6 protein-coding genes and 1 pseudogene are annotated in these 8095 nt (G+C 24.7%); 3 read left to right on the plus strand and 4 right to left on the minus strand.

What is annotated here, in order from left to right; all coding sequences use genetic code 4:
• The first annotated feature begins 510 nt into the window (after positions 1-510).
• Complete coding sequence (locus BST80_RS02855; protein ID WP_415745884.1) at positions 511-1071, plus strand: hypothetical protein; 561 nt, start codon at positions 511-513, stop codon at positions 1069-1071.
• A gap of 62 nt (positions 1072-1133) precedes the next feature.
• Here the strand turns inward: BST80_RS02855 and BST80_RS02860 are convergent, their stop codons facing one another.
• Together BST80_RS02860 and BST80_RS02865 are read right to left on the minus strand one after the other, a co-directional pair.
• A complete protein-coding gene (locus tag BST80_RS02860) occupies positions 1134-2630 on the minus strand; it encodes a hypothetical protein (protein ID WP_415745885.1) in 1497 nt (498 codons plus the stop codon).
• Between the two features lie 8 nt (positions 2631-2638).
• Entirely contained in the window at positions 2639-6304 is a 3666-nt protein-coding gene (locus BST80_RS02865; protein ID WP_415745886.1) for an AAA domain-containing protein, read from the minus strand.
• Between the two features lie 206 nt (positions 6305-6510).
• Between BST80_RS02865 and BST80_RS02870 the strand changes: the two genes are divergently transcribed.
• Entirely contained in the window at positions 6511-6891 is a 381-nt protein-coding gene (locus BST80_RS02870) for a hypothetical protein (RefSeq protein WP_415745887.1), read from the plus strand.
• Here BST80_RS02870 and BST80_RS02875 read toward each other — a convergent pair.
• Together BST80_RS02875 and BST80_RS02880 are read right to left on the minus strand one after the other, a co-directional pair.
• A complete protein-coding gene (locus BST80_RS02875; RefSeq protein ID WP_415745888.1) occupies positions 6879-7064 on the minus strand; it encodes a hypothetical protein in 186 nt (61 codons plus the stop codon). The genes BST80_RS02870 and BST80_RS02875 overlap by 13 nt on opposite strands.
• 465 nt (positions 7065-7529) lie before the next feature.
• Positions 7530-7706: a hypothetical protein gene (locus tag BST80_RS02880; protein ID WP_415745889.1), complete on the minus strand. Its 177-nt coding sequence runs from the start codon at positions 7704-7706 to the stop codon at positions 7530-7532.
• A 204-nt stretch (positions 7707-7910) separates the two neighbouring features.
• Here BST80_RS02880 and BST80_RS02885 point away from each other — a divergent pair.
• A pseudogene (locus tag BST80_RS02885) lies at positions 7911-8095 on the plus strand (hypothetical protein); the annotation flags it as partial.

Below are 8095 nucleotides of genomic sequence, written 5' to 3' on the forward strand. Positions count from 1 at the left end.
GCTTGTTACCATATACTTTTTCATTTTAATCTCCATTCTAATTTAAAGACTAAATCAGTGGTCTAAAATGTATATGGTTTTCACAAAAAAAATAGAAANATATATTGACAATAAAATTAAAAGTAATANAATCTAAATAAGTAAGTGGTATATTATTCCACAATTTCTAAGATATTAATTTAAGACNCCAAAATAATTTATACGGCTAATTAATTTCATATCTATAATTGTACTAGATTTTTTAATCTAAATTTAAAAATATATTATTATTAAATTAATAGGTTTATTTTACTTGCATTTACAACTTACAATCATAAAAAACATTTTAAGCTTAAAATATTTATTAAAAAAAATAAAATTTAACTATTTTATTGAACAAAAAAATAATAAAAAAAGAATATTCTTGTTTTTTTGTCTAAAAAAAGTTATAAATAAAGTAGACAGTTGCTTTTGTACTAAAATTTATTAAAAAATATTAAAAATATAATTTAAGAAAGAAGGAAAAATACTATGGGAACATTATTAGGTATTTTAGGTTCGTTAGGATTTATAAGCAGCGGAGCAACTAGTGCAGCTGCAACAGTTATTCCAACTGGAACATATATTATTCAAGCTAATACATCATCGATGATTGATCTTACTACGAGAGAAGTATCAGGAATTCTTAATGCTAATTCAACATGAATTGTAACAATTGAGAAAGCAATTTATGCTGGTGAAAAATTAACTAGTGATATAATTGCTGATGCAATGATTACTTTAGAAGAAGCAGCAAGTTTAACAGCTGAAATTTTATTAAGTAATGAAGCAATGACAGTAGCAGCTGAAGCGTTATCAGTACCAACCGCGATGGAGGGTGGAATTCTTGCTGGGTCATTAGGAACAGCTGCCGAAACTTTAGGAATCTCATTAGCAATTGGAGCAGCTATTTATGGTGGTTATTATGCTTACTCACAATGAGATGATATTAAACATTTTACTAGTGAATCATTAAAAACAGTAGAAAGCTATATGACATCGGCCAATAATTATTTTAAAAAAGTATGACAATTTTTAGATAAAATGTTATAAAATAAGATTTTTCTAAATATTTAATTAAAAAAGTGCTATTAAGATTAACTTAATAGCACTTTTTAACTAATTGTCTCTTCGAAAATAGTTTGAATATTATTTAATAAGTTTCCTTTAATATATGTTAATTCATTATCTAATAAATGACAACTAGTTTTAACATCATATCATAGGACATGGTCATTAATTGTTGTTTTTTTAAAGTTAATTTTATTAATATTTTCTTTTAATAATTCTAATAGTTTATCACTTTCCAAATGATCAATAATTAAATTAATTGCTTGTTGATTTGAAGTAAATTTATATCCTTCAAAAAAGTTAATAAAATTCATTGCATATTCTTCTTTTCATTTTGGGTTTGTTGAAAAAATATAATCTTTAAATTCAAATAAATGCATTTTTTGATTAAATGATCAATAAAAAGCTTTAATTTGACTAATAACTTCTGGACTAATTTGTAATTTTTTTTCATTAACATTAAAAGTTGAACTTAAAAATTGCATAAATAAATTAAGAATAATGTTTTCAGCAGCTGTTTTAACTTCTTTATGATATTTATCAAGGTTCTTTTGAATTAAAGGAACATCATAAAATAAATTATAATCAATTAAAAAGGCATACTTAATCCGGTTTCGTAAATAATTATCATACAAAGCTTGATAAATTTTTTTATTCACAATTACATTACTATAATAATTTGTAATTAATTTATCATTAATTGGTAAAGCTAATAAATAATCAATAAAAAACTTATTCAACCCTTGGTACTGAAACGGCATAATTTGATGATATGATAAAAAATATTTTCGATATTGACTAATACTCATTTTTCGTCAAATTGCTTCAGAACTAGTTGGATTAGAAAAATCAAATGTTAACTTTTCTGATTTAACAGTTGTTCATTCCGAAGGTTCTTCGTCAATTGGTTCAGGGTCATCTTTTAAAATAATATTCCGTTTTGTTGGGTCAATATAATTATCGTCATCATTTGTTATAATATGTTGTTTGTTAAATTTAAAATATTTTTCTTCATTAGAAGAATTATTAACTATTAAATCAGGAATATCATGTAAAGCAATTACAGGTTTTTCCTTTTCATTTTTAATTGGATATAATAACTGAATAAAATTGAGATACCGGTTTGGGAAAGATAGACTACTAAAATCAATTGTTTTGCGTTGTGATGTTGCTTTTACTGTTAGTTCAGATTTTTCTTTTTGTTCAAAATTAGAACTTAACTTCGCAATTGGCTTTGTTGAAGGCAACACAGATGGTTCAACTATATCTTCTTTTTCTTGTTCTTGTCGACTAAATGATTCTAATGTTTCATTACCAACATAATGATATCCGCGGAGAAAAATAACCCGGTTATCTTTTAATAATGTAATAAATTGATTTGCCTGGTCAGAAGTTACGGTTGGAAAATAAGTATGAATTAAATTTAATAATTCTGCTTTAATAATCCGATTAACATTTTTTGGTAAATATGTTTTAAATAAATATATTTCTAAATCCTTAAGATTTTTCATTTTTTTAATTTTAGTTAAATCAAATTTCATAAGGCCTCCTATTTACCAATAATTTTTTGGACAATTCTATTAATAATATCTGCTTGGTAATTTTTAAATAACCAATTACTATGTAAAATTGCTTCAATTTTTCATCCGCGGTCAACCAAATACTTTTGACGATAAAAATCATATTCTTTTTGTTCAACCCCAATTGGATATGTTAAATCATCACAAATAATGCCTAATACATAATTGTCCTTTTTCTGATCATATACTGTAACATCAATTTGATAAGTTCCTTGCACTGTATATGTTGCAATTTGATAATGTTCATAACCACTTAAGGCTGCTGTTAAAGCAGTGGCAACTTCTGTTGTAAATTGTCGGTTAATTTTAGAAATTTGCTGTTCTTGGTCATAACTTTTTGCTGTTGTTAACTTTGCTAATACTTTGTCTTCTTGATCTTTACCACGGTTTAATTGTTCAACATATTCCAAATAATATTTAAAGTACCGCGGACCAGGATGTTTTGAATCTTCTGAAATTAATGCTGATGGAAATGACTTAACAATATAAATTTTTTCTTTAGCCCGCGTAATTGCCACATTTAAGCGATTCTCACCACCTGCTTGCGATAAAGGACCAAAAAATTGTGCAAATTTATTATTTTCATCTCGGGCAAAACAAATTGAAAAAATAATAATATCACGTTCATCACCTTGAATATTTTCAAGATTTTTAACAAATAATCCTTCATTACGGCCATTATGCATTCGATGTAATTCTTGTTCTAATGCTGGTATTTTTTCAAATTCCGCAGTTAAATATTGTCAAATTAAGTTTTTTTGCACTTCATTAAAAGTAACAACCCCTATTGTTTCTTGTTGTTTTCGAGTTGTAATAATTTCTTTTAGTAACATAACAATTCGTTTTGCTTCAGGAATATTCCCGCGGTTTTTTCATACTCCATCGGGAACATCAATTAATTTTAATGGAAAATCTTTTTTTGTCTTATTTGAAATCATAATTAAATTATTATCATAGAAAGCAGCATTTGAAAAATTAATTAATTCACTATACTTTGACCGGTAATGGAATCGTAACATACTAGAATTATATTGCTTACTAGCAAAATCAAGTAAACTCTTATCAGTTAAGGTTGTTTCAAGGGCTAATAATTCTTCGTTTTGTTCTAATCCATCATAATCAAACCGGGATGAAAAGAAATTTGTTGGTCCTAATTGTTTTTTATCCCCAGCAACTAAAATTCGTTCTGCCCGATAAATAATTGGAATTGCGCGCTCAACAAAAATTTGTGATGCTTCATCAAAAATTAATTGGTCAAATTCTTGATGATTTAATGGTAATAATTGCGAGGCAATATCTGGAGTTACCATAATAACAGGAAATAAAATTTTAATTAATTCATAATTATTTTTAAAAAAATAAGTAATTGACCGTTTTGTTTTCTTTCGACATTCTTCAATAATTTTAGGCAATGTTTCAATATAATTTGCTTTAATAACATCTCGAATTTGTTGATGGTATAAATAAGTTAAATATTCCGTTGTATTAACCATTGATTGATTGCTTAATTTAGTTAGTTCTTCTCGTCAATTTAAAGTTCCAACTTTTAATAACTCAGCATGTTCTGATTGAAAACAATGAACAAAATAATGTTGATAAATTAATGGCATATCTGCTTCAGTTTTAACAACAGTTCCTAAGTAAGCATATAAGTCATAATTTTTGTCTTCCCGACGAAGACGATCATTTTGGTCAATCAATTCTAAACGATTAACAAAATAATCAATATTTTTAAATTCCCTTGTTAATGCATCAATTAAAGCTGCTTCCTCAATTTTAAATAAATTAAATTTATTTTCATCAACACTATTAATCGTATAACTAACAATATTATTTTTTAATACATTAAATATTAAAGCTAAAAATTTATGTGGTTTTAAACCTTCTGCTTTTTTTAACATTTTTTTAAATTCTTTTGCTCGAAAAAGATGATAAATTTCTGCAAAATGCGGAAAATCATTAAACAATGCTAAAAATTTTTGAACTATCATTGTATTTTGATACATTCGATGACAATGACGATAATAATCTTCATATTCTAATTCAAAATAATAAAATTGACTTAATAATTCAAAATCTAATGATAATGGATGGTCCTTAACATTATTTAAAAATTGTAAATAATCTTGATAAGTATTTTGGCGCGCAAAAATTTTATATTTCTTAATATTATCAAATAACTGATCCATTTTAGTTAGATACATTGCACTTTCTACTTCTGGATATAATTGATTAATATTATTAATACTATCTAAAATTTTTTGATAAAAACTCTGTTTTTCTTCTAAGTTAGTAATCATTAAACAATAATTTTGAATTTTTTTCATATTATTATAAACAACTTTAATTGCATCTTGTTTTTCCGCACAAAATAGAACACGTTCCCCACGACATAAATTATTAACAATTAAATTACTAATTGTTTGAGATTTTCCTGTTCCAGGTGGTCCTTGAATAATTGTATTTTTTTCTAATGCTTTCTTAATGGCCACTTTTTGGGAAATATCATAATTGTTAATTGCCATTACTGTTCTTTCATTTAATTCTTCTTGATATCGCAGTTGGTTTTCTGCTCAATCCTCCTCAATATTATATTCATTTTGAAACATTTGACTAACAGAATGATCAGAAACTTTCTCTAAATCATAATAATCACGATATAACGTTGTTGATGAAATATTATACATTCCAAGATAACAATCAAAAACTAATCCTAAATTATTAACTTGATAATTATTAATTAAATATTTATCAAAGTTATCAACAACAATATTAGAAGATAATTGCTCATTTTGTTTGTAGTAATTTAAATTGTATAAATAATTTATTTTATCTTCATTTTTAATCTTAAATCCTAATGTTTTTAAATCAGTAATTGCTTTTTGAAAAATATCATCTGTTAAAGTTAGGGAATCAAAACTAAATTCTGCAACATTATAATTACTATCTTTAATTTGACTTAAGCGAATTGCTGAATTTAATAAAATTTCATCATGTTTTGTTGCTAAAACAATTTTAGTTTTTGTGCGACTAAGTTCATTAAGTGGTCACAATAATAATGGCGCACGAAAAAATTTTTGTGATTGTGTTAGTCCTTCAATGTATGGTCAACCAATATATAATGGATTAATGTTTCGTTCAAAGTAATATAATTTAGCATCTTGTAAAATTCGTGTAAATTTATTAAAAATTTTTGTTGTTTCTTCATTAATAATTTTTTCTAATTTTAATAAGCTTTCCTCACTAACTTTTTTTCCATCTTTCTTAACAAACAATGTAAAAATAAATTCAAGAATTTTTGAATAATGCAAAATGGGGTACTTATTAAATGCATGTTGCTTTAAGTGTAAAACAAATTCTGCATCATTTTTACTTTTATTAATAATTCCTCCAACGTAACCACAAATTTCCCTAATTGTTTCTCCAGATAATTTAGTAATAATAAGATTTTCTTTCTTATTAATATTTTTTCAAACTTTTTCTGGGTTTTGGTTTGATAAAAATAATAAGTCTAAGAAATTAATAATATTTTTACTTTTTGTGTTAATTTTGGTTAAAAAAATGTCTCCCACTGATTTATCATTTAATAGTCGTTTTTTATACTCACTTAAAATCGTTAGAATATTTTTTTTCATAGTCTTTCTCTTCCTATTAATATTACTTATATTAGCACATTTGTTAAAAGTTGTAAATTATTGTAGAAAAGCAAATGTCTTAAAAATAAAATTTTATGAAATAAATTTAGTTAAAAACTACAATAATTTTCAAAAATAGTATATAATTAAATTATTGTATGACTAATTTATTTAGTAGATAACATTACATTGATGAGGATAATAGTATGAACGCTATTAATCAATTATTAAATACATTAGAAAATTACGGCAGTATTACGGGAACAAATATTGTTAAAATTCAAACATTACAAAAAAATTATACCATTAAAGATAATTGTTATTTAGTTCAAAAGAAACAAAATTCAAATGAATATTTCTTTTTTGCTAACGCGAAAATATTACCTTGATGAAATTATGAATATGATAATGATCAAAACTTAAAAATTATGAAAAATAACAAGGAAATTATTGAAACAATTTCGAAAGAAAGATATTTATCATTCAAAAATGATAAAGATGCAATAACTAGTAGTCAAATAGTAATTCCGTTACCGTTAGCAAAACAATTATCAGTACATGAACTAATTGATGATTATGCTTCATAACATATTATTCGAACTTTTATTACTGCTTCAGTTCCATTAGAAATTGCTGAAAAAATTACAATAAAAAATACTGAAGCAATTAAAACTAATAGTGAAAATGAACAAATTTGAAGTTTTTCACAACATATTAATGAAGCAAAATAAAATGATATTAGAATTAATGCTAATATCATTTTTTTGTCATTGTTTTTAAACAATCTATTTGTTATTGAACTTTATTTATCTAATTCAGATTCTTGTTCGTGTTGATTTGTTTGTTGTTGATCCAAATTGTTTAATTGCTCATTAATTGATTTTAATTGTACTTTATTTAAATCTGTTAAATTTGGTTTTCGAGCAATTGGTGGTTTTCCTTGCCCATTAATGCCATTTACTTGTGGTTATTTTGAATCTACTTTTCGTAAATTATTTTTCATTTTCATAATTTCTTGTTGAAAAAGACTTGGTGGCGCTGGTGGCGCTTCTTTTGGTCTTTGCATTTTATTTTACATTCCATCAACTTTTGCTCGTGGTTCCACACTATAACTTTCTGTGCTCCCTGGAATTGGTGGCGCTGGACGATGTGGTTTTAATGGTTGCAAATTTTCATAAATTGGTTCAATATCTTTTGTGATAATTTCTTTTAAAGCTTTCCGATATTAGTTATCTTTAAGATGATTTCCAATTGTTTCACTCATTGCATTAGCAAATTCTGATGAAACTTGGGCTGCTTCTTTACTACTAAAACCAAGTTTTTTCAAAAATGAATTAAATGACTTTTTAACTGATTTATAAGCTGATTTTAATGTATTTTTTGCTTTTGAAGTAATTCCCATTTTATTTACTTCCTTTTTTTAGTTTTTAATTGGTTATGTTTTATAAACAATTAAAGTAATTTATTTTAAAAATATTATTAATATTTTTAAAACCATATACGATATTAAAATTAACATATTTAATTAAATTTAGCAAGGATTATTTTTAAATAAGCTGTGAAAACCATATACATTTTAGACCACTGATTTAGTCTTTAAATTAGAATGGAGATTAAAATGAAAAAGTATATGGTAACAAGCATTCCAACTGAAAATGAATTATATTCATTACAACGAAAAATAAAAAAATGATATTTACAACAAAAACTTACAAAAGAAATAAATTATATTTATCAAAATGTCATTAATTATTTTAATTTATGTCAGAAATACTATTTATATGAAAATTC

The organism is Spiroplasma sp. Moj (assembly GCF_016082285.1).
In the GTDB taxonomy this organism is placed as follows: domain Bacteria; phylum Bacillota_I; class Bacilli_A; order Mycoplasmatales; family Mycoplasmataceae; genus Spiroplasma; species Spiroplasma phoeniceum.